Origin of the sequence: Thermus caldilimi (genome assembly GCF_004684245.1) — a bacterium.
GTDB lineage: Bacteria > Deinococcota > Deinococci > Deinococcales > Thermaceae > Thermus > Thermus caldilimi.
Genome location: NZ_CP038452.1, coordinates 1,544,177 through 1,560,252 on the forward strand (window position 1 = coordinate 1,544,177; position 16,076 = coordinate 1,560,252).

25 protein-coding genes are annotated in these 16,076 nt (G+C 64.7%); 2 read left to right on the plus strand and 23 right to left on the minus strand.

What is annotated here, in order from left to right; translation table 11 throughout:
- Window positions 1-10 precede the first annotated feature (10 nt).
- From EBI04_RS08000 to EBI04_RS08025, 5 genes are all read right to left on the minus strand, one after another.
- The gene (locus EBI04_RS08000) at window positions 11-1,270 is read right to left on the minus strand and encodes a Glu/Leu/Phe/Val family dehydrogenase (protein ID WP_135257022.1); all 1,260 of its coding nucleotides are present in this window, start codon (window positions 1,268-1,270) and stop codon (window positions 11-13) included.
- A 72-nt stretch (window positions 1,271-1,342) separates the two neighbouring features.
- Window positions 1,343-2,290, minus strand: coding sequence for a polyprenyl synthetase family protein (locus tag EBI04_RS08005; RefSeq protein WP_135257023.1), 948 nt, complete (start codon window positions 2,288-2,290; stop codon window positions 1,343-1,345).
- A gap of 456 nt (window positions 2,291-2,746) precedes the next feature.
- Window positions 2,747-3,382 (minus strand): redox-sensing transcriptional repressor Rex, encoded by a 636-nt coding sequence (locus tag EBI04_RS08015; RefSeq protein WP_135257025.1) that lies wholly within the window; start codon window positions 3,380-3,382, stop codon window positions 2,747-2,749.
- Window positions 3,379-4,164, minus strand: coding sequence for an SPOR domain-containing protein (locus EBI04_RS08020; protein ID WP_135257026.1), 786 nt, complete (start codon window positions 4,162-4,164; stop codon window positions 3,379-3,381). The genes EBI04_RS08015 and EBI04_RS08020 overlap by 4 nt, the downstream gene beginning before the upstream one ends.
- A 1-nt stretch (window position 4,165) precedes the next feature.
- Window positions 4,166-5,515, minus strand: a complete 1,350-nt coding sequence (locus tag EBI04_RS08025) for a tetratricopeptide repeat protein (protein WP_167481920.1) — start codon at window positions 5,513-5,515, stop codon at window positions 4,166-4,168.
- A gap of 94 nt (window positions 5,516-5,609) precedes the next feature.
- On the opposite strand from EBI04_RS08025, the gene EBI04_RS08030 reads away from it, so the two are divergent.
- A complete protein-coding gene (locus EBI04_RS08030) occupies window positions 5,610-6,122 on the plus strand; it encodes an HNH endonuclease (protein ID WP_026329021.1) in 513 nt (170 codons plus the stop codon).
- A gap of 3 nt (window positions 6,123-6,125) precedes the next feature.
- Here the strand turns inward: EBI04_RS08030 and EBI04_RS08035 are convergent, their stop codons facing one another.
- Complete coding sequence (locus tag EBI04_RS08035) at window positions 6,126-6,959, minus strand: DMT family transporter (RefSeq protein ID WP_135257028.1); 834 nt, start codon at window positions 6,957-6,959, stop codon at window positions 6,126-6,128.
- A 43-nt stretch (window positions 6,960-7,002) separates the two neighbouring features.
- On the opposite strand from EBI04_RS08035, the gene EBI04_RS08040 reads away from it, so the two are divergent.
- Complete coding sequence (locus EBI04_RS08040) at window positions 7,003-7,479, plus strand: DNA cytosine methyltransferase (RefSeq protein ID WP_135257029.1); 477 nt, start codon at window positions 7,003-7,005, stop codon at window positions 7,477-7,479.
- Window positions 7,480-7,540: 61 nt separating this feature from the next.
- Here EBI04_RS08040 and rplQ read toward each other — a convergent pair whose 3' ends face one another.
- The 17 genes from rplQ to EBI04_RS08125 form a co-directional block, all read right to left on the minus strand.
- Window positions 7,541-7,897 (minus strand): 50S ribosomal protein L17, encoded by a 357-nt coding sequence (rplQ, locus tag EBI04_RS08045; RefSeq protein WP_135257030.1) that lies wholly within the window; start codon window positions 7,895-7,897, stop codon window positions 7,541-7,543.
- A 4-nt stretch (window positions 7,898-7,901) separates the two neighbouring features.
- Window positions 7,902-8,843 (minus strand): DNA-directed RNA polymerase subunit alpha, encoded by a 942-nt coding sequence (locus EBI04_RS08050; protein WP_135257031.1) that lies wholly within the window; start codon window positions 8,841-8,843, stop codon window positions 7,902-7,904.
- A 52-nt stretch (window positions 8,844-8,895) separates the two neighbouring features.
- Entirely contained in the window at window positions 8,896-9,525 is a 630-nt protein-coding gene (rpsD, locus tag EBI04_RS08055) for a 30S ribosomal protein S4 (RefSeq protein WP_015718085.1), read from the minus strand.
- Window positions 9,526-9,538: 13 nt separating this feature from the next.
- Window positions 9,539-9,928 (minus strand): 30S ribosomal protein S11, encoded by a 390-nt coding sequence (rpsK, locus tag EBI04_RS08060; RefSeq protein WP_015718086.1) that lies wholly within the window; start codon window positions 9,926-9,928, stop codon window positions 9,539-9,541.
- Between the two features lie 39 nt (window positions 9,929-9,967).
- Window positions 9,968-10,348: a 30S ribosomal protein S13 gene (gene rpsM / locus EBI04_RS08065; RefSeq protein ID WP_015718087.1), complete on the minus strand. Its 381-nt coding sequence runs from the start codon at window positions 10,346-10,348 to the stop codon at window positions 9,968-9,970.
- Window positions 10,349-10,357: 9 nt separating this feature from the next.
- Window positions 10,358-10,471: a 50S ribosomal protein L36 gene (gene rpmJ / locus EBI04_RS08070; protein WP_014514895.1), complete on the minus strand. Its 114-nt coding sequence runs from the start codon at window positions 10,469-10,471 to the stop codon at window positions 10,358-10,360.
- 8 nt (window positions 10,472-10,479) lie between these two features.
- A complete protein-coding gene (gene infA / locus EBI04_RS08075) occupies window positions 10,480-10,698 on the minus strand; it encodes a translation initiation factor IF-1 (RefSeq protein ID WP_003043942.1) in 219 nt (72 codons plus the stop codon).
- 7 nt (window positions 10,699-10,705) lie between these two features.
- Window positions 10,706-11,473, minus strand: a complete 768-nt coding sequence (gene map / locus EBI04_RS08080) for a type I methionyl aminopeptidase (protein ID WP_135257032.1) — start codon at window positions 11,471-11,473, stop codon at window positions 10,706-10,708.
- A complete protein-coding gene (locus EBI04_RS08085; protein ID WP_206202021.1) occupies window positions 11,473-12,033 on the minus strand; it encodes an adenylate kinase in 561 nt (186 codons plus the stop codon). Before EBI04_RS08085 ends, map begins: the two co-directional genes overlap by 1 nt.
- A gap of 11 nt (window positions 12,034-12,044) precedes the next feature.
- Complete coding sequence (gene secY, locus EBI04_RS08090) at window positions 12,045-13,361, minus strand: preprotein translocase subunit SecY (protein ID WP_135257033.1); 1,317 nt, start codon at window positions 13,359-13,361, stop codon at window positions 12,045-12,047.
- 1 nt (window position 13,362) lies between these two features.
- Window positions 13,363-13,842 (minus strand): 50S ribosomal protein L15, encoded by a 480-nt coding sequence (gene rplO / locus EBI04_RS08095; RefSeq protein ID WP_135257034.1) that lies wholly within the window; start codon window positions 13,840-13,842, stop codon window positions 13,363-13,365.
- Window positions 13,839-14,021, minus strand: a complete 183-nt coding sequence (gene rpmD, locus EBI04_RS08100) for a 50S ribosomal protein L30 (RefSeq protein WP_135257035.1) — start codon at window positions 14,019-14,021, stop codon at window positions 13,839-13,841. Before rpmD ends, rplO begins: the two co-directional genes overlap by 4 nt.
- The gene (rpsE, locus tag EBI04_RS08105) at window positions 14,021-14,494 is read right to left on the minus strand and encodes a 30S ribosomal protein S5 (protein ID WP_135257036.1); all 474 of its coding nucleotides are present in this window, start codon (window positions 14,492-14,494) and stop codon (window positions 14,021-14,023) included. The genes rpmD and rpsE overlap by 1 nt, the downstream gene beginning before the upstream one ends.
- 21 nt (window positions 14,495-14,515) lie before the next feature.
- Window positions 14,516-14,854, minus strand: a complete 339-nt coding sequence (gene rplR / locus EBI04_RS08110; RefSeq protein WP_015718094.1) for a 50S ribosomal protein L18 — start codon at window positions 14,852-14,854, stop codon at window positions 14,516-14,518.
- A gap of 8 nt (window positions 14,855-14,862) precedes the next feature.
- A complete protein-coding gene (gene rplF, locus EBI04_RS08115) occupies window positions 14,863-15,405 on the minus strand; it encodes a 50S ribosomal protein L6 (protein ID WP_135257037.1) in 543 nt (180 codons plus the stop codon).
- Window positions 15,405-15,821: a 30S ribosomal protein S8 gene (gene rpsH / locus EBI04_RS08120; protein WP_028493554.1), complete on the minus strand. Its 417-nt coding sequence runs from the start codon at window positions 15,819-15,821 to the stop codon at window positions 15,405-15,407. The genes rplF and rpsH overlap by 1 nt, the downstream gene beginning before the upstream one ends.
- A 68-nt stretch (window positions 15,822-15,889) precedes the next feature.
- Window positions 15,890-16,075 (minus strand): type Z 30S ribosomal protein S14, encoded by a 186-nt coding sequence (locus tag EBI04_RS08125; protein WP_003043922.1) that lies wholly within the window; start codon window positions 16,073-16,075, stop codon window positions 15,890-15,892.
- Window position 16,076: the final 1 nt, after the last annotated feature.

A 16,076-nucleotide genomic window follows, 5' to 3' on the forward strand; every position in this document is an offset into this window, starting at 1 on the left:
ACACGCTCCTCTAAGGGTAAACGCCGCGGAGCCGGGTGGCTTCGTTGACCCGCTCCAGAGCCAGGGCCATGGCCCCGGTACGCAGGTCGGTGGAATGGAACTCGGCCCGATCGCACACCTCGGCCACCGCCTTGGCCACGCTCTTAGCAAAGCTCTGCCGCACTTCCTCCTCGCTCCAGAAGAACATGTTAAGATCCTGTACCCATTCCAGGTAGCTTGCCAGAAGCCCCCCGCCCCCCGTGAGGAGGTCCGGCACCACCAAGACGCCCTTACCTAGGAGGTAAGCCTCCCCCTCGAGGGTCAGGCCGAAGTTGGCGGCCTCCAGCACCACCTTGGCCCGCACCGCCTTGACTGTGTCCCCGTTCAAGGCCCCCTCGAGGGCGGCTAGGACCAGGTAGTCCACATCCAAGGCGAAAAGCTCCTCCGGGGCAAGGTCGTAGCGGGGAAGCTCCCCTGTGGCCTCGTAATGGCGGAGGGCCTCGGCCACATCCAGCCCTCCCTCTTCGTACATGACCCCCCGCCCCGTGGACACCGCCACCACCTTCAGGCCCATCCCTTCGGCATGCAAGGCGAAACTGCCCCCCACCTGGCCGAAGCCCTGCACCGCCACCCTGGCCCCTTCCAGGGGAAGCCCCCGGCGCCCGGCAAGCTCCTTGAGCACCAGGGCCACCCCGAGCCCAGCGGCATCGTCCCGGCCCTCGCTTCCTCCCAGGGCGTGGGGCTTCCCCGTCACCACCCCCGGCACCGTGGAGCCCACGGTCATGGAGTAGGTGTCCATGATCCAGGCCATCACCTGCTGGTCGGTCCCAAGGTCGGGGCCCAAGATGTCGGTGTCGGGCCCGATCAGGTTGACCAGCTCAGCGGTGTAACGGCGCACCAGGCGTTCCAGCTCCCTGCGGGAAAGGAGCCTGGGGTCGGCGGCGATCCCCCCCGCCGCCCCGCCAAAGGGAAGATCGTAAACGGCAGCCTTCAAGGTCATCCAGGCAGCCAGGCCCGCCGTCTGGCCCAGGGTTACCTTGGGGTGAATCCTCACCCCCCCCTTGGCGGGCCCCCGGGCGATATCGTGCACCACCCGATAGCCCTGGAAAACCCGCACCTTCCCGTCGTCCATGACCACGGGCAGGGAAACCGTGACCAGGCGCTTGGGGTGAGCCAGGTACTCCACCGTGGTGGGGTGGATCGCCGCCACCCTTAAGGTCTTTGCCAATCGCTCCAGGAAGGCCTCCCAGAGGCCTGGGTCCTCCGGGGACCTGTATGCGGGAATAGCCATAGCCTCACCGGAGGGGATTATACCCCGCTCGGGGAGGGACGGCTGCCCCACCCGGCTCCAGGTGGCAAGAAGTCAGGAAAGACGCTCGGCTTCCTTTAAGGCCAGGGCCTCGAGGGCCTCCTTGTAGGGGGAGGGAGGAAGGGGCTTGAGGGCCGCCGCGGCCAGAAGCGCCCTCTCCCGGATACGCCTTTCCACCTCCTCCGCCACCCCGCTTTCCCAAGCCAGCATGCGCAGGCGGTCCAGGTCCCCTTCGCGCCTTCCCTTCCGCCTTAGAACCTCCCGCACCTCGGGAAAGCGCTCCATGAGGAGGAGGGTGATCAACGTGGCCTTCCCCTCCCGCACATCCCCCCCCACCGGTTTGCCCAAGGCCTCGGGAGTACCCATAAGGTCCAGGTAATCGTCCCGCATCTGGAAGGCCTGGCCATAGTAAAGGCCAAAGCGGGCCAAGGCTTCCCGCACCTCCCCATCCACCCCTTTGAGGAGGGCGGGGCCTTCCGTGCTGAGTTCCATAAGTACCGCCGTTTTGGCGGTGATGATGCGCTCGTAGATCTCCAGGGAGTAGTCCTCCAAAGCGGCCACCTGGAACTGCAAAACCTCCCCTTCGCTCAAGGTCTTGGCCACCTGGGCGAAGCGCTCCACCAGCTCCATGCGCCCGGTCTTGGCGATCACGTGGAGGAGGCGGGAGAGAAGGAAGTCCCCGGAGAGCACCGAAACCGCGTTCCCGTAGCGGCGGAAGGCCGCCTCTTTGCCCCTGCGGGTCTCCGCGTCGTCGATGAGGTCGTCGTGGAGCAGGGTGGCGGAGTGGAGAAGCTCCACCGCCAGGGCCAGCTCCATCTCAAAGGGTGCCCCCCCGAGGGCCCTCGAGGCCAGAAAGACCAAGCGGGGGCGGATGCGCTTCCCCCCCGCCGTCACCAGGTCCTGGTGGATGAGGCGCACGAAGAGGACGTCGGACTGGACCAGCTCAGAAAGGGCCTCCTCAAAGCGGAGGAGGGGGGCCTCGAGGTCGGCAAGGACCGTCACGCCCCCCAGTATAGCCCTAGTAGAGTTCTATAGGCGTTGGCAGCCGGACAATCTTAGACTGTCCGTCAACTGTGGCGGTCTGGTACTGCACCACCTGCACAGGCGGCAGCGGAACGCCCGACCGCTTCGTCACAGGCCGAGAGTAAGGACCGCACGGGTCGGCATTGGAAATCGGACAGGCCCGTGAGATGAGAAAAGGCGATTCCACGGGGTTGCCATCCGCATCCAAAAGCGTCACGTACCCTACCCCCGAACCCGGAAGAGCGTAAAGCACGATCTCATAGGCGTAGGTATAGGTGGTGTTCCCGTCTTGGTCCGTTTCACTCTGGAAGGAAAAATTCTCCCGAGAGACCAAAACCGTGGGGCCACCGAAGACACCCCCGCCGTCAAAAAAGGTGCTACATGCCGTAAGCCCTAGCACCAGCAGTCCAAGAGGCAACCGAGCCAGAAACCCTTTCATCCCATCATCTCCTCTCGCCACTTGGGATTCAGTATAGCAAAGCTAAGCCTAGCTAGGCCGGCCAGGAAGTCCACGTTCTCCACCGCCACCTCCTTGGGCACCTCCAGCACCGTGGGGGCGAAGTTCAGGATGCCCTTGATCCCCGCAGCCACCAAGCGATCGGCGGCTTCCTGGGCCGCCTCCCGGGGCACGGTGAGGAGGGCGATCTCGATGCGTCCCGGCACCCTTTGGGGCAGGAGGTCCACGGGCTCGATGACCCCACCCCGCACCGGGCGACCGATCTTCTCCGGATCCACGTCAAAGAATCCCCGGAGCTCAAAGCTTTCCCCAAACCCGGGGTAGTCGGCCAAAGCGCTACCCAGACGGCCCATACCCACGATGCACAGGCCCCACTTTCGGTTCAGGCCCAGGATGTGGCGGAGCTCCCGCTTGAGCACGGGCACCGTGTAGCCCACCCCCCGGGTGCCGTAGGAACCGAAGTAGGAAAGGTCCTTCCGTACCTGAAACGCCGTCACCTGGGCCTCCTCCGCCAGCTGCTCGGAGCTGGTGCGGTGAACCCCCTTGGCCTCCAGCTCCTCCAGGATGCGCAGGTACGTGACCAACCGGCTGATGGCTGCACTGGGAACCTTCATCGCACCTCCAGGGCCTCGAAGCCCAAGGCCTGCACCTTAGCCTTGAGCGCTTCTTTATCCTCCTCGGCCACCGGGCCCACCCGCACCCGGTAGACCCCATCCTTCACCAGAACCACAGGCAGGCCCACTTCCTTGAGCTTCGCGGCCAGCGCTAGGGCGTTTTCCTCCTTCTGGAAAGCCCCCACCTGGAGGTAAAGGGTACCCGAGGCCGGCGGGGCCGCTCCCTGGCCACGGTACACCTGAGCCCCGTAGGCGGCCAAGGCCTCCGCCGCCCGTTTGGCCTCGGCTTCGGAGGCGTACGGACCCACCACCACCCGGGTCAGGTTTCCCGAAGGCTCCAGGCGAGCCGGGTACCCTTTCTGGGCCAGCTCCTGGCGAAGCCTGGCCGCGTTTTCCGGATTGGCAAAGGCCCCCACCGCCACCCGGTAGGTTCCACCCGGCACGGGTGCCGAAGGAGCAGGTGCGCTTGGAGGGGATCCTCCAGGCGAGGCTATGGGTTTTTCCTGGGGTGCTGGCTTGGACTCCACCGGGGCCTGGGGTAGGGGAAGCACGGTGACCACGGGTTCAGGGGAGGGTGCCTGGGGGGCAGGCTCCCCCTTGGGAGGCTGGACCGGGGAAGGAGGGGGCGAGGAGGTGACCGAAGGCCCGGGCATGGGCGAAGCGCTCACCCTTGGCCGGGAAAAGGGATTGATTCCGGTGAGGTAAAGGACAATGCCCGCCGCCACCAGAGCGATGAGGAGAAAAATGAGGAAGTCCAGCCAGTTTTCCCTTAGCCAACGCATCCTACCTCCGAAGCAAGGCCTGGGCCTCCTTTGAACCCAAAGCCGCTGCTTGAGCCAAGGCCCGGTCTGCTTCCGCCTCCCGGCCCAGGCCCCGTAGGGCCAGGCCCAGGTTATACCAGGCTGCTGCCTGCTTGGGCACCCTTTGCAACACCTCTCTCAGCACCAGCTCCGCATCACCAAACCGCCCCAAGGCCACCAAAGCTGCCGCCAGATTGACCCCCACCTCCGGATTGCGACCGGACTCGTAGAGGGGGCGGAGGAGGGCCAGGGCTTCCTCGAGCCGGCCCATCTCCAGCAACAAGGCACCCCTAAGGGCCTGGGCCTCTGGGGCCACAAGCCCCTCAAGTAGCTTTAAAGCCTCCTCCTTCCGGCCCAAGGCGTAGGCGGCCTGGGCCTTGAGGAAGCTCCCCGGAGGACCCGCTTCCTCCGCATACCGGTAGGCGTTCCTATAGTCCTTAAGCCGCAGGTAGGCCGCCGCCAGAGCCAAGGCCACTTGAGGCTCGGGGCTGGCCCGGTAGGCGGAAAGCAGGTAGTCCAGGGCCCCCTTGGCATCCCCCGCCTCGAGGCGAGCCTGCCCCAGGAGATAGGCGGCCTCCCATAGGGAAGGATCCAGGGCGTAGGCCTCCTTAAGGAGGGGTTCCGGGCGGGAGGAAAGAAGGGCCTTGCGCAGAAGGAGTCTCGCCCTGGCCTTCCCCTCCACCGCCTTAAGACCCCGGTCCAGCTCCCTCAGGGCCCTTTCCTTCAAGCCCTCCTCCGCCAGAATGCGGGCCAGCAGGTCCCAGCCCTCGGCCAACCCGGGTTCCCGGTTGAGAAGGCCATAGAGCACCGGCACCGCTTCGGCCCGGGCCCCTGCAGCGTAAAGGGCCTGGGCCAGGGCCAGGTGGTAGGCAGGGCTCCGCTCCGGGGTAAGCCCTTTGCGCAAAACCTCTGCCGCCTCCTTGGCCTGGCCTGCCTCGGCGAGGGCGCTGGCCCACCCCAGGTAGGCTTCCTCCGTGGGGGAAAGCTCCACCGCCTTGGCAAAGGCCTCCGCTGCCTCCTTGGGCTTTCCTAGGCGCAGGTACACCTGGCCCAGGTTGTAATGGCCCTCGTAACGGTCGGGGAAAACCCGGACCATCTGGTCAAAGGCGAAGCGGGCCTCCTCGAGGCGGCCCAAGCGGAAGAGGCTTACCCCAAGGCCCAGATGGGCCTCAAAGCGGCCATAGTCCTGGGCTAAAACCTCCTCATAAGCCAGGACGGCCTGGGCATACTCCCCAGCTTTAAATAGCGATTCCGCCCGTTCCAAGGGGGTCTGCGCCAAAGCCAGACCCAGCCCCAGGAGAAGGGGGAGGACTTTGGGAAAAGGTCTCGTCATAAGGGCCTCCAAACCCGTCGTTGCCTTAAGCATAGCACAGCACCAGGGGAAGGGTCTTTGTTATTCTAAGGGCGTGGGTCCTCTTGGCAAGGCCCTGGACCTGGACGCCCCCCGGGTCTTGGTTCTGAACGCCGCCTACGAGGTCTTGGGGCTTGCCAGCATCAAGCGAAGCGTCCTCCTGGTGCTTTCCGGGGGGGCGGAGATGCTCTCGGAAAGCGGGCGCTACCTGCACACCCCCTCCACCCGGATCCCGGTCCCCAGCGTCATCCGCTTGAAGCGCCTGGTGCGGCGGGGGCCAAGCCGCATCCCCCTAAACCGCCGCAACATCCTGAGGCGGGACCGCTACACCTGCCAGTACTGCGGCCGCCAGGGAGGGGAGCTCACCGTGGACCACGTGCTTCCCAGAAGCCGGGGAGGGAGGAGTACCTGGGAGAACCTGGTGGCCGCCTGCCGCTCCTGCAACCTGAAGAAGGGGGACCGCACCCCCGAGGAGGCGGGGATGCGCCTGCTAAAGCCTCCTCGGGCGCCCAAGGCGCCCCTTTTTCTTTCCGACCTGAAGGAGGTCCCCGAGGACTGGCAGCCTTACCTCCAGGCCTGGTTGTCCTAACCCCTAGCGCCGCACCGTGAGGATCACCGCCAAAAGCACCAAGCCTGCCCCCAGGTAGGCCCAGAGGGAAAGCACCTCCCTGAAGAGGAGGAAGGCGAACAGGTTGGCCACCACGGGCTCGAGGGTGGCCACCACGCTGGCCCGGGTGGCGGGAAGGCGCCTCAACCCTGCGTAATAGGCCAGATAGGCCCCGTATGTGGAAAATACCCCCAAAAAGAGCAAGGCCTCCATGGCCCTTGGGCTCAAAGGAACGAACTCCACCCAGGGCAGAAGCCCCAAGGCCCCCACGGGCAGGGCGTAGAGGAAAAGGGTGGGGGTGGCGTAGCGGGGAAGGTAGAGCTTGCCGAAGATGTAGTAAAGCGCGTAGGTGAAGCCGGAAAGGAGCCCAAAGAAAAGGGCGAGGGAGAGGACCCGCACCCCGCTTCCTCCCCCCACGCCCATAAGCCCCACCCCCAGCAGGGTCAGGGCCACCGCCCAAAGGCCGGTGCGGTCCAGGGGCTCCTTCAGGACCACCAGGGAAAGGAGGGCCACCCAGGCCGGGGCCGTGTACAGGAGGACGGAGGCCAAGGCCGCCCCCCCGTAGACCACCGCCAGCTGATAGGAACCGTAAAAGAGGGAAACCCCCACCAGACCGAAAAAAAGGAGGGGCAAGACATCGCGCTTTTCCACCCTAACCTGGCGCAGGAAGAGGGCGTGCAGGCCAAAGAAAACCCAGGCAATACCTGCCCGGAAAAAGGCCACGGCCAGGGGGGTAAGCCCCTCCTGAAAGGCCAGGCGGCTTACAGGGCCGATGAGACCCCAAAGGAAAGCAGCCAGGAGCAGGTAGAGGTAGCCCATGGGCAAGAGTGTATAATCCCCCGTGTCCTATGGAGGCTGACCTATGAGCGCGCGGACCCTTTTTGCCCTCCTTGTCCTCCTTCTTTTGGTCCTCTTCTCCTGGCTCAACTGGGGAGAGATCACCAAACCCACCTCCTTGTCCCTGGGCCTCACCCGGATTGAAGCCCCTTTGGGCTTGGTCCTGGTGGTGGCCTTGGGGATAGTTTCCCTCCTCTACCTCATCTTCACCATCGGCTTGGAAACCGCCGCCCTTCTGGAGGTGAGGCGCTACGCCCGGGAGCTTCTCCACTACAAGAAGCTGGCCGAGGAGGCGGAAGAAAGCCGTTATACCGAGCTCAGGCGCTACCTGGAAGAGGAACTCAAGCGGCTTTCGGAGGTGGAAAGGGAGGAGATCCGGGCCCTCGAGGCCCGTATCGCCGAAACCTTGGAAAAGCACGGGAACACCCTGGCCGCCTACATCGGCGAGCTGGAGGACCAGCTCCTAAGGCTCCTCCAGGGACGGGGGGGAGAAAGCACCTAAGCGCCGGCACCCTATCCCGGGGCCCGGCGCTGACGGGTTTCCTTCCCCTTTTCCGGCGCTTTTACTCCACCAGCTCCACCAAGGCCAAGGGCGCCCTGTCCCCCCGTCGGCGCTCCGCCAGCTTGAGCACCCGGGTGTACCCCCCGGCCCGGTTCTGGTACTTGGGGGCGATCTCGTCGAAGAGCTTCCGCACCAGCTTCACGTCCTGTAGGTCACGGAGCACCAGGCGGCGGGCGTGCAGATCCCCCCGCTTGGCCAGGTGGATGAGGTGGTCCACGAAGCCGGTGAGCTCCTTGGCCTTGGGCACGGTGGTGGTAATGCGGCCGTGGGTGAGAAGGCTCTTGGCCTGGTTGCGGTAAAGGGCCAGGCGGTGGGAAGAGTGGCGGTTCAGCTTTCTTCCAGACTTCAGGTGGCGCATGGTCTCACTCCTTTAGGGCAAATCCCTTTTTGGCCAAAGCCTCGCGGATCTCCTCGAGGCTCCTTTCCCCGATGCCGGGGATGTTCTTCAGGTCCTTGAGGTTCAAGGCCAGAAGCGCCCGCACCGACTCAATCCCCTCCTCCTTGAGGCTGTGGAGGACCCGGGTGGAGAGCCCAAGCTCCTCCAAGGGCAGGTCCAAGTCCTCTTCTCCCTCCGCGCGCTCCGCAGAAACCGGTTCCGGAACCGGCAGGGCGGTGGCCTGCGGGTTGGTGAAATAGGAAAGGTGCTCCTTGAGGATCTCCACCGCTTGGTTCAGGGCCTCCAGGGGGGTGACGGAGCCATCCGTCCAGATCCTCAGGGTCAGCTTGTCCAGGTCGGTGCGCTGACCCAGCCGGGTATCCTCCACCTGGAAGGCCACCCGGCGCACCGGGGAGAAGATAGCGTCCACGGGGATGGAGTTGATGCGGTCCTTGATGCCGTGGCGCTCGGCGGGCACATACCCCACACCCCGGTCCACCCGCACCTCCATGTAGAGCCTCCCCCCCTTGTCCAAGGTGGCGAGGGTGAGGTCTGGGTTCAGGATCTCCGCATCGGGGGGCACTATGAAATCCCCCGCCTTGACCACCTTGGGGCCCTCCGCCTTCAGGACCAGGGTGGTGGTCTGCATCTTGGGATCCAGGAAGCGCACCACCAGCTCCTTGAGGTTCAGGATGATCTCCACCACATCCTCCTTGACCCCGGGGATGGTGGAGAACTCGTGGAGGACATCCTCAATGTAGACGCTGGTAACTGCGGTTCCGGGAATGGAGGAAAGGAGAATCCGCCTCAAGGGGTTGCCCAGGGTGACGCCGAATCCCCGCTCCAGGGGCTCCAGGACAAACTCCCCGTACTCCCGCCCCTGGGTGCGCACCGTGAACACCGGGGCTTTCAGCTTACTCTCTAACATAGACCTCCTTACCGGCAACACATGGGCCCGGTCAAGCCGGGCCCTCTTAGGGCTACCTGGAGTAGAACTCCACCACCAGCTGCTCGTTCACGGGAAGCGCCAGGTCCTCCCGATCGGGCAGGCGCAGGAACTTACCCTTCATCCCCTCCACATCCAAGGAGAGCCAAGGGCCCACCTTGCGGCCCTTCATGGCCTCGAGGTTCTCCCGGATGAAGGCCAGGTTGCGGCTACCCTCGGCGATGGCGATCTCGTCCCCAGGCTTCACCCGGTAGGCGGGAAGGTCCACCCGGCGGCCGTTCACGGTGATGTGGCCGTGGCGCACCATCTGCCGCGCCTGGCGGCGGCTAGCGGCGAAGCCCAGCCGGTAGACCACGTTGTCCAAGCGGGACTCCAAAAGCCCCAGGAAAACGGTACCCGTAACCCCCTTCTTGCGGCTGGCCTCCTCAAAGAGGTTGCGGAACTGGGTTTCGGAGATCCCGTAAATGCGGCGAAGCTTCTGCTTCTCCCTAAGGCGCACCGCATAATCCGAAGGGCGGCGGGTGCGCTTCTGTCCGTGCTGCCCCGGAGGGTAGGGGCGGCGCTCCATGGCGCACTTGGGGCTGTAGCAACGCTCCCCCTTCAGGTAGAGCTTGACTCCTTCCCGGCGGCAAAGACGGCAAACTGGACCAATGTAACGACCCATCTTCTCCTACTCCTTACGAAGCCTTGCGGAACTTCTTCTTAGGCCGGCAGCCGTTATGGGGCACAGGGGTGTCGTCCACAATGGACTTCACCTGCAAACCCGAGGCCTGGAGGGCTCGGATGGCCTGCTCCCGGCCCGCCCCGGTGCCGCGCACGATCACGTCCACGCTCTGCATACCGTAGGCCATGGCCTTCTTGGCGGCGTCCATGGCCGCAAGTTGGGCCGCGTAGGGCGTGCCCTTGCGGCTTCCCTTGTAGCCGATGACCCCACCCGAGGACCAGGTGATGGGGTTGCCGTCCGGGTCGGTGATGGTGACGATGGTGTTGTTGTAGGAGGCGTGGATGTACGCCTTCCCACTGGCCACCTGCCGTTTGACTTTCTTCTTGGTCGCTTTTCTGGCCATACTCTCCCTCAGCTTTAGGAGTATCCACTGGCCCTAGAACTACTTCCTAGGCGCCTTCTTCTTGCCCGCCACGGTCTTGCGGGGACCCTTGCGGGTACGGGCGTTGGTGCGGGTGCGCTGCCCCCTCACCGGCAATCCACGGCGGTGGCGGAGGCCCCGGTAGCAGCCAATATCCATGAGGCGCTTGATGTTGGCGGCCACCTCAGCCCTGAGCTCACCTTCCAGCTTCCAGGTGTTCTCCACGTACTCCCGAAGGCGCACCACCTCCGCCTCGGTGAGGTCCTTCACCCGGGTTGCCGGATTGATGCCCGTCTTCTCCAGAGCCTCCTTGGCCCGGGCCGGCCCCACCCCGTAAATGTAGGTGAGGGCCACGTCCACCCGCTTGTTCCTAGGAATCTCCACCCCTGCGATCCTCGCCACGTTCCCTCCTTACCCTTGCCGCTGCTTGTGCTTGGGGTTCTCGCAGATCACGTACACCCGGCCGTGCCGGCGCACCACCTTGCACTTCTCGCACATCTTTTTAACCGATGCCCGTACCTTCATCTCGCCTCCTACTTCCTGTACACGATGCGGCCCCGCGTGGGGTCGTAGGGGGTAATCTCCACCACCACCCGGTCCCCGGGCAGGATGCGGATGTAGTGCATGCGCATCTTGCCCGAGATGTAGGCCAGGATCTCCGGTCCCGAGTCCAGCTTCACCCGAAAGGTGGTGTTGGGCAAAGCCTCGGTAACCACGCCTTCCGCCCGAATGGTGTCCTTCTCCTTCGCCATACCCCTCCTACCGCGCCCGCACCAGGGAAACCCCGGTGAGAAGCTCCGGGCCCTCCTTCGTCACCAAGACGGTGTTCTCGTAGTGGGCGGCGAGGTTGCCCTTGCCGGCGCTCGCCGTCCAGCCATCTTTCAATATTACCACAGAAGCCGGGCGTAGGGTGACCATGGGCTCGAGGGCCAGGGTCATCCCGGGGCGGATCTTGGGGCCCGTTCCCGGTTTGCCGAAGTTGGGGAGCTGGGGATCCTCGTGGATCTCCCGCCCCACCCCGTGCCCCACAAACTCTCGCACCACCCCATAGCCACGGCTTTCCAGAAACGTCTGCACCGCATGGGCCACATCCCCGATGCGGTACCCGGGCCTAAGGTACTTCATCCCCTCCCAGAAGGCGGCCTCGGTATCCTGGATGAGCCTTTCCGCCTCCGGGGAAACCCGACCCACGGGGAAGGTGCGGGCCATGTCCGCGGCGAAGCCCCCGTAGATGAGGCCCACGTCCACGGAGAGGATATCCCCCTCTTTCAGGGGTTCATCGGAAGGAATGCCGTGGACCACCACCTCGTTCACCGAGGTGCATAAGGTGGCGGGAAACCCGTAAAGGCCCAGGAAGGCCGGCTTGGCCTTGCGCTTTTTTATGGCCTCGTAGGCGATCCGGTCCAGCTCCTTGGTGGTGATGCCGGGCTCCACATGCCGGCCCACTTCCTCCACCACCTCGGTGAGGAGGGCCCCCGCCTCCCGCATGCGCTCAATCTCCCATGGACTCTTCAACTTGATGGCCATCAGATTCCCAAAGCTGCCCGGATGCGGGCGTAGACCTCATCGGGGGTACCCAGGCCGTCCACCCGCCTCAAGGCACCCGTTTTTTCATAATACTGCACCAAGGGCTCGGTTTTCTCCCGATAGACCCGGAGCCGGTGCCGGATGGTCTCCTCGTTGTCGTCCGAGCGCCCCTCGAGCTCCGCCCGCTTGAGCATACGGGCGATGAGCTCCTCCTCCGGCACCTCAACGAGCACCACCCCAAGAAGCCGGGTCCCGGTAGCCTGAAGCAGGTGGTCTAGGGCCTCCGCCTGGGCCAGGGTGCGGGGAAAGCCGTCGAAGATCACCCGCTCCGAAAGCTCCTCCCGAATCAGGGCCAGGATGAGCTCATCCGGAACCAGATCCCCCCGGTCCATGATGGGCTTCACCTGTTGCCCTAAGGGCGTGCCCCGGGCCACATGGTCCCGCAGGATGTCCCCGGTGGAGAGCTTCTTAAAGCCCAGCTCCTCCGCTAGCCTGGCCGCCTGGGTGCCCTTTCCCGCCCCCGGCGGCCCCAAGAAGATCACCGCTTCCCCCATCCGCATTACCCCCCCTCCTAGCGCGTGCGGCCGCGGATGCGGCCCTTGGAAAGGAACCCCTCGTAGTTCCTCAGCATCAGCTGGCTCTCAATCTGCCGCAAGGTGTCCAGAGCCACGCCCACCACGATGAGAAGGCCAATGCCGGAAAAAGCGATGCTCTTCACCCCGGTGAGGTTCTGGATGATCTGGGGCAAGGCCGCCACCAACCCCAGGAAGAGGGCCCCCCAGAGGGTCAGGCGGGAAACGATGTGCTCCAAGAACTTCACCGTGGGCTCGCCTGGGCGGATGCCCGGGATGAACCCCCCGTACTCGCGAAGGCTTTCCGCGATGCGCTTGGGGTCAAACTGGACCGCGGTGTAGACGTAGGTGAAGAGGACGATGAGCACCACCTCAATGAGGAGGCCCGAGAGGTGGGTAGGGTTAAAGAAGTTGGCGATGGCCTGGAGCACCGGGTTGTCCTGGAAGGGGGCGGTGAGGAAGATGGGGATCTGCAAAATGGCAGCAGCGAAGACAATGGGGATGACGCCGGCAGCGTTCAGCTTGATGGGGATGTAGGTGGCCTGCCCCCCGTAGACCCTCCTGCCCACCACCTTCCTGGCGTACTGGACAGGAATGCGCCTTTCCGCCTGCTGCACCGCCGCCATCCCGGCGAAAGCCAAGACGATAAAGGCGAGGAAAAAGAGGAAGGCCACCAGGTTGACCTCCCCGGTACGGATGAGGCCAGCGGTGCGGAAAAGTTGCGGCAACCAGCCCACCACGATCCCGGCAAAGATGATCATGCTGGTGCCGTTGCCGATGCCGTACTCGGTGATGCGCTCCGCCATCCAGAGAAGAAGGGCGATACCCGCCACCTGGGTGACCACCACCACCAGCCAGAAGAAGGGACCGGGTGCCCAGCCGGGAAGCAGGAAACGCCCCCCCTCCGCCCCCAGGAAGGCGGTGGCCAGAAAGAAACCCTGGAAAGCCCCCAGAGCGATGCCGCCGATCCGGGTGTACTGGTTGATGATACGGCGGCCCTCTTCACCCTCCTTGGAAAGCTTCTCCAGGGTGGGAATCACATTGACCAAAAGCTGCATGATGATGGCGGCGGTGATGTAGGGCATGATTCCCAAAGCGAAGATGGAGAAGCGCTCAAAGTTGCCGCCCGAAAAGAGGTTAATGATGCCGAAAACCCCTCCCTGGGTGGTGCGCAGGAACTCCTGGATCTTGTCCAGGTCCACCCCCGGGGTGGGGATAAAGGCCCCCAGGCGGTAGGCGGCCAACACCAGCAGGGTGAAGAGGATCCGCTGGCGCAGTTCGGGAATGGCCAGGGCGCTCCGGAAGGCCTTAAGCATCCTAAGCCTCCTGCGTCTGCCCTTCGGGCGAGGGGGCCAAAAGGATGGCCTCGCCGCCCGCAGCCTTCAGCTTTTCCAGGGCGGTCTTGGAAAAGGCGTGGGCCACCACCCTAAGGGGCTTGGCCTCCCCTTCCCCCAGCACCTTAAGCCGAAAACCCTTCTTAAGGATCCCAGCCTGGATCAGCATGTCGGGGGTCACCTCCCCTTCAAAGCGGGCCAGGTCCCTCAGGTTCACCCCCTGGTACTTGGGCCTCTTGATCTCCCCCGGCACCTGTCCCTGCATGCCCCGCTTGGGCAGGCGCATCAGGGTGGTGGAGCGCCCCCCCTCAAAGCGGCGGGGGTCCTTGAGGCCGCCGGAGCGGGACTTCTGCCCCTTGTGACCCCGGGTGGCCGTCTTGCCGTGGCCGGAGCCAGGGCCCCGCCCCACCCGCTTCCGCCTCTTGTTGGCCCCAGGATTGGGTTTAAGATCGGTAAGCTTCATTCCAGCACCTCCACCCGCACAAGGTGGGCCACCTTCTTGATGTTGCCCAGTATGGCGGGATGGTCCTCGAGGACCCTTTCCCTGTGAAGCTTGGTCAGCCCCAGGGCTTTCAAGGCCGCCTTCTGGTCTTTGGGATAGCCGATGGGGCTCTTCACCAGCTTAACCTTGAGCTTGGCCATCACTCCTCCCTGCCCTTCCGCAGGCGCTCCACATCCTGTTGGGTCTTAAGCTGCCTGAGGGCCTCCATGGTGGCGTAGGCGATGTTGATGGGGTTGCGGCTCCCCAGCTCCTTGGTGAGGATATCCGTGATCCCCGCAAGCTCGAGGATGGCCCGGGGCACTGCCCCCGCAATCACCCCCGTGCCCGGGGCTGCGGGCTTCAGGAGGATCTTGGAGGCCCCGTACTCCACCTCGATCTCGTGGGGGATGGTGCCGTTCATGAGGGGCACCTCCACCATGTGGCGGCGGGCGTAGTACCCCGCCTTCTGCACCGCCAGGGGCACCTCCTTGGCCTTGCCCAGGCCCAGGCCCACCCGGCCCTGCCGGTCACCCACCACTACCAAGGCCCCGAAGCGGAAGCGGCGGCCACCCTGGTAGGTCTTGGCGGTGCGCCGCACCAGGATCATCTTCTCTTCAAAGTCGGTCTCGGGCATGCTTCCTCCTCGTTAAGCGACCTAGAACTCCAGGCCCCCTTCTCTGGCCCCTTCCGCCAGAGCCTTTACCCGGCCGTGGTACTTGTAGGGGCCACGGTCAAAAGCCACCTTGGTGATCCCCAACGCCTTGGCCTTCTCCGCCAGGGCCCGCCCCACCTGCCGGGCCACCTCGGTCTTGTTGCCCTTAAGCTTCAGGGCCAGGCTGGACTCGGCCACCAGGGTATGGCCCTTCTCGTCATCGATGATCTGGGCGTAGATGTGGTTAAGGCTCCGGAAGACGGACAGACGGAGCCGGCCCGTGCGCTTGATGCGGTTACGCACCCGGAACTTGCGGCGTTCGTATGCGGTAAGCCGTGCCATGGTTCCCCCTACTTCTTGGCCCCGGCCTTGCCGGGCTTAAGGCGGACGGGCTCGCCCGCGTAGTAAATGCCCTTCTCGTGGTAGGCGCTGGGCTTCTTGATGGCCCTGAGGTTGGCCGCCACCTGGCCCACCTTCTGCTTGTCTATGCCCAGAACGCGGATCTTGGTGGGCTCGGGCACCTCAAAGGTGATGCCCTCCGGGGGCTCCACCACCACGGGGTGGCTGAAGCCCACGGTGAGCTCCACCGCCCGTCCCGCAAGCCGGGCCCGGTAGCCGATGCCCTTGATGAGGAGCTCCTTCACGTACCCCTCGGAAACCCCCTTGATGGCGTTGGCGATGAGGGTCCGGGTGAGGCCGTGCAGGCTCTTGTGCCGGCGCTCATCCGAGGGCCGCTCCACCCGCACCACCCCTCCGTCCACCACCACCCGCACCTCCGGGGAGATGGGCACGAAAAGTTCGCCCTTGGGGCCTTTCACCTTCACGAGCCCCGGGGTCACCTCCACAGTGACCCCCTTGGGCAAGGGAATGGGAAGCCGGCCAATCCTAGACATCACCACACCTCGCAGATAAGCTCCCCGCCCACGCCCAGACGCCGGGCCTCCCGGTCGGTAAGGACGCCCTTGGGCGTGGACAGGATGGCAATCCCCAGGCCGCGGCGCACCCGGGGAATCTCCTTGACCCCCACATACACCCGTCGCCCAGGACGGCTGATGCGACGGATGTGGTTGATGACCTGTTCGGGCCGGGGATCGGGTCCCTGGCGCCGGGGCCCGTACTTGAGGTAGATGCGCAAAACGGGCTTGCCGTCCACCTCCACCCGCTCGTACCCCTTGATGAAGCCCTCCCGCGCCAGGATCTTGAGGATCTCCTCCTTGAAGCGGGAGGCGGGTACCTCGGTGCTCTCCTTGTAGACCCGGGTGGCGTTCCGAATCCGGGTCAGCATGTCGGCAATGGGGTCCGTCAACATTTCCTCTCTCCTTTTACCTCACTCCTGGACCATGCGGTCTCGAGGGAACCCCCTCGACCGGCCACGGCCTACCAACTGGCCTTCTTTACCCCGGGAAGCTGTCCCTTGTGGGCCAGCTCCCTAAGGCAAATCCGGCAGAGCCCGAAGTAGCGGTACACGCTCCTGGCCCTCCCACAGCGCACGCAACGGGTGTAGGCCCGCACCTTGAACTTGGGGGTACGCTTGGCCTTTTCGATCAACGCTTTTCTCGCCATG

Bases quoted from the DNA above. Each gene is read 5' to 3' on its own strand.
- EBI04_RS08000 (WP_135257022.1), bottom strand. From the start codon at position 1,270: ATGGCTATTCCCGCATACAGGTCCCCGGAGGACCCAGGCCTCTGGGAG.
- EBI04_RS08015 (WP_135257025.1), bottom strand. From the start codon at position 3,382: ATGAAGGTTCCCAGTGCAGCCATCAGCCGGTTGGTCACGTACCTGCGC.
- EBI04_RS08020 (WP_135257026.1), bottom strand. From the start codon at position 4,164: ATGCGTTGGCTAAGGGAAAACTGGCTGGACTTCCTCATTTTTCTCCTC.
- EBI04_RS08025 (WP_167481920.1), bottom strand. From the start codon at position 5,515: ATGACGAGACCTTTTCCCAAAGTCCTCCCCCTTCTCCTGGGGCTGGGT.
- EBI04_RS08035 (WP_135257028.1), bottom strand. From the start codon at position 6,959: ATGGGCTACCTCTACCTGCTCCTGGCTGCTTTCCTTTGGGGTCTCATC.
- EBI04_RS08040 (WP_135257029.1), top strand. From the start codon at position 7,003: ATGAGCGCGCGGACCCTTTTTGCCCTCCTTGTCCTCCTTCTTTTGGTC.
- rplQ (WP_135257030.1), bottom strand. From the start codon at position 7,897: ATGCGCCACCTGAAGTCTGGAAGAAAGCTGAACCGCCACTCTTCCCAC.
- EBI04_RS08050 (WP_135257031.1), bottom strand. From the start codon at position 8,843: ATGTTAGAGAGTAAGCTGAAAGCCCCGGTGTTCACGGTGCGCACCCAG.
- rpsD (WP_015718085.1), bottom strand. From the start codon at position 9,525: ATGGGTCGTTACATTGGTCCAGTTTGCCGTCTTTGCCGCCGGGAAGGA.
- rpsK (WP_015718086.1), bottom strand. From the start codon at position 9,928: ATGGCCAGAAAAGCGACCAAGAAGAAAGTCAAACGGCAGGTGGCCAGT.
- rpmJ (WP_014514895.1), bottom strand. From the start codon at position 10,471: ATGAAGGTACGGGCATCGGTTAAAAAGATGTGCGAGAAGTGCAAGGTG.
- infA (WP_003043942.1), bottom strand. From the start codon at position 10,698: ATGGCGAAGGAGAAGGACACCATTCGGGCGGAAGGCGTGGTTACCGAG.
- map (WP_135257032.1), bottom strand. From the start codon at position 11,473: ATGGCCATCAAGTTGAAGAGTCCATGGGAGATTGAGCGCATGCGGGAG.
- EBI04_RS08085 (WP_206202021.1), bottom strand. From the start codon at position 12,033: ATGCGGATGGGGGAAGCGGTGATCTTCTTGGGGCCGCCGGGGGCGGGA.
- secY (WP_135257033.1), bottom strand. From the start codon at position 13,361: ATGCTTAAGGCCTTCCGGAGCGCCCTGGCCATTCCCGAACTGCGCCAG.
- rplO (WP_135257034.1), bottom strand. From the start codon at position 13,842: ATGAAGCTTACCGATCTTAAACCCAATCCTGGGGCCAACAAGAGGCGG.
- rpmD (WP_135257035.1), bottom strand. From the start codon at position 14,021: ATGGCCAAGCTCAAGGTTAAGCTGGTGAAGAGCCCCATCGGCTATCCC.
- rpsE (WP_135257036.1), bottom strand. From the start codon at position 14,494: ATGCCCGAGACCGACTTTGAAGAGAAGATGATCCTGGTGCGGCGCACC.
- rplR (WP_015718094.1), bottom strand. From the start codon at position 14,854: ATGGCACGGCTTACCGCATACGAACGCCGCAAGTTCCGGGTGCGTAAC.
- rplF (WP_135257037.1), bottom strand. From the start codon at position 15,405: ATGTCTAGGATTGGCCGGCTTCCCATTCCCTTGCCCAAGGGGGTCACT.
- rpsH (WP_028493554.1), bottom strand. From the start codon at position 15,821: ATGTTGACGGACCCCATTGCCGACATGCTGACCCGGATTCGGAACGCC.
- EBI04_RS08125 (WP_003043922.1), bottom strand. From the start codon at position 16,075: ATGGCGAGAAAAGCGTTGATCGAAAAGGCCAAGCGTACCCCCAAGTTC.